Annotated in this window: 2 protein-coding genes; both read left to right on the plus strand. The window is 69.6% G+C overall.

The features are described from left to right. The first annotated feature begins 5 nt into the window (after positions 1 to 5). Entirely contained in the window at positions 6 to 611 is a 606-nt protein-coding gene (locus RIF68_RS31450) for an urea amidolyase associated protein UAAP2 (protein ID WP_309054668.1), read from the plus strand. Continuing rightward, on the plus strand, positions 608 to 3416 hold a 2809-nt coding region (uca, locus tag RIF68_RS31455), incomplete at its 3' end, for an urea carboxylase (RefSeq protein ID WP_309054667.1). The genes RIF68_RS31450 and uca, both read left to right, overlap by 4 nt.

Below are 3416 nucleotides of genomic sequence, written 5' to 3' on the forward strand. Positions count from 1 at the left end.
TCGTCCTGGACGAATACGTCCAGGCACGTGGGCCGTGGTCCGCCGTCGTCGCGGCCGGCGACGTGCTCACGATCGTTGACCTCGACGGCAACCAGGCGGTCGACTGCCTCCTCTACGCCGCCGACGACACCACCGTCCGGTACTCAGCACCCGTCACCATCGCGCAGCAGCGCTCCATCGTCCTGACCACCGGCTCGGTGCTTCGCGCCGACACCGGCCTTCCGCTGATGACCGTCGTCGCGGACGAAGTAGGGGTCCACGACACCATCGGCGGTGCGTGCTCGCAGGAGTCGAACACCCTCCGGTACGGCCAGCACACCCGTGAACAGCACGCCTGCGTGGAGAACTTCCTCATCGAGGGCTCGCGGTGGGGACTCGGCAAGCGGGACCTCGTATCCAATATCAACTGGTTCATGAACGTTCCGGTCGATCCCGACGGCGCCCTCGGCATCGTGGACGGGCTCTCCGCTCCCGGCAAGCGCGTGGCCCTCCGCGCCGAGGTGGACACCCTCGTACTCGTCTCCAACTGCCCGCAGGTCAACAATCCCTGCAACGGCTTCAATCCCACCCCCGTCCGCATGATCGTCACACGTCCGGGAGACGCAGCATGAGCCGTTTCGACACCCTGCTGGTAGCGAACCGCGGCGAGATTGCCTGCCGCATCATCGAGTCGGCTCGGAAGCTCGGCCTGCGTACCGTCGCCGTGTTCTCCGAGGCCGACCGCGGGGCGCGCCACGTCCGGCTCGCCGATGAGGCGGTCCTCCTGGGACCCGCCCCGGCGAAGGAGTCCTACCTGCGCGTTGACGCCCTGCTCGCCGCCGCCGTGGCCACCGGAGCCGGAGCAATCCACCCGGGGTACGGCTTCCTGTCCGAGGACGCCGACTTCGCCGAGGCCGTGGAAGCGGCCGGACTGGTGTTCGTTGGCCCCACCCCAGAGCAGCTGCGCATCTTCGGCACCAAGCACACCGCCCGCGACGCCGCCTCCGCCGCGGGCGTCCCCATGATCGCCGGTTCGGGCCTGCTCGACAGCGTGGAAGACGCCCTGGCGGCTGCAAAATCCATCGGCTTCCCGCTCATGCTCAAGGCCACTGGTGGCGGCGGCGGCATCGGGATGACCGTGTGCCGTTCGGAGGAAGAACTCACCGAGAGCTTCCCGCGCGTTGCCCGCCTCGCGGGAGCGAGCTTCGGGACCGCCGGCATCTTCGCCGAGCGCTACGTGGAGAACGCCCGCCACGTGGAAGTCCAGGTCTTCGGCGACGGCGAGGGCCGCGTGGTCAGCCTGGGCGACCGCGACTGCTCCCTGCAGCGCCGGCACCAAAAGGTCCTCGAGGAAGCTCCCGCTCCCGACCTGCCGGACGCCCTCCGCGAGGAACTGCACCGCAGCTCGCGCGCCCTGTGCGCCTCGTTGGGCTACCGCTCGGCGGGAACCGTCGAGTTCGTCTACGACTCTGCACGCCAGGAAGCGTCCTTCCTCGAGGTGAACGCGCGCCTGCAGGTCGAGCACCCTGTCACGGAGTCGGTCACCAGCGTCGACCTTGTCGAGTGGATGCTCCGCCTCGCCCAGGGCGGGGACGATGCAGCCGCCGTGCTGGCCGACGTTCCGGAGAGCGTCCCCGTCTCCGGCCATGCCGTCGAAGCCCGCGTGTACGCCGAGGACCCGGCGCGGGGCTTCCAGCCCAGCGCGGGCACCATCACCAACGCCGCCTACCCCACCGCTGACCACCTCCGCGTGGACACCTGGGCCGAGACCGGCAGTGAGGTTTCCACCAACTACGACCCGCTCCTCGCGAAGGTCATCACCTCCGGTGAGAACCGCGACGAGGCCTTCAACCGCCTCGCCGGCGCCCTGACCGGCACGCGCATCGACGGCATCGAGACCAACCTCGGCATGCTCCGCGCCGTCAGCACCCTCGACGTCGTCCGCGAAGCAGCCCACTCCACGAACACCCTGAACAGCATCGGCGATCCGGAGCCGCGCATCACGGTCGAGCGTCCGGGCCTGCAGACGAGCGTGCAGGACTGGCCGGGCCGAACGGGGCTGTGGAAGGTCGGCGTGCCGCCCAGTGGGCCGATGGACGACCTCTCCTTCCGGCTGGGCAACCGCGCCCTGGGCAACCCCGAGGGTGCTGCGGGCCTCGAATTCACGATGACCGGCCCCAGTCTCACGTTCTCGCATGCCACCCGGCTCTGCGTCACCGGTGCCGACGTCCGCGTCACGGTCGACGGCGTCGAGGTGCCACTGTGGGAACCGGTCACCGTCCCGGCAGACGGAACGCTCGACGTCGGTACGGCCGAGAGCGCCGGCATGCGCGGTTACATCCTGTTCGCCGGCGGCCTCGACCTTCCGCTGTATCTTGGCAGTGCCTCCACTTTCACTCTCGGCCAGTTCGGCGGTCACGCCGGACGCGTACTCCGTTCCGGCGACGTGCTTCGTACGGTCCCGACGGACAAGAACGAAGACCTGCCAGCGAGCGAATCGCCTGTACCGGTTGACGCCCGTCCGGCCCTGACCTCCCGGTGGGAGCTCACCGTCGTCGAGGGTCCTCACGGCGCCCCGGAGTTCTTCCAACGGGAGGACATCGACGAACTCTTCGCCACCGATTACGAGGTGCATTTCAACTCGGCACGGACCGGCGTCCGGTTGATCGGCCCCAAGCCGAGATGGGCACGGAACGACGGCGGCGAGGCCGGCCTGCATCCCTCCAACATCCACGACACCCCCTATTCGGTAGGTGCACTGGACTTCACCGGCGACACCCCGATCCTGCTGGGACCGGACGGACCCAGCCTGGGCGGCTTTGTGTGCCCGGTGACCGTGGTGACGGCCGACCGCTGGAAGCTCGGCCAGCTTCGCCCGGGCGACTCCGTGCGCTTCGTGCCGGTGAAGGCAGCCCAGGCACCGTCCCTGCGCGATCTGAGCCCCGGACGTCAACTCATCCTTCCCGAGACGCCAGAACCTGCAGGCGCCGCAACCGGTTCGCGGGCTACCCCGCTACTCCGCCGCGGCGATGGCGACGACGGCGTCCTGGCCCGCGTGGCAGAGGAACCAGGCCGTCCCGCCGTCACCTACCGGCGCTCCGGCGACGACAACCTTCTGGTCGAGTACGGCGACATGGTCCTGGACCTCGGCCTGCGGGCCCGGGTGCACGCCCTGCGCCAGGCCGTCGAGCAACTGCGCCTTCCCGGCGTCATCGACCTCACACCGGGGATCCGCAGCCTGCAGATCAAAGTGGACCCATCCGTCCTGTCCACCCGCCGCCTGCTGGACGCGGTCCGGGAGATAGAGCGAGCCCTACCGGCGAGCTCCGAACTCGTGGTCCCCAGCCGGTCGGTCCGGCTCCCCCTGTCGTGGGACGACCCCGCGACCCGCGAGGCGATCGAGCGGTACATGGCCGGAGTGCGCGACGACGCCCCCT

This window comes from Streptomyces sp., assembly GCF_031178505.1.
Taxonomy (GTDB): Bacteria; Actinomycetota; Actinomycetes; order Streptomycetales; family Streptomycetaceae; genus Streptomyces; species Streptomyces gulbargensis.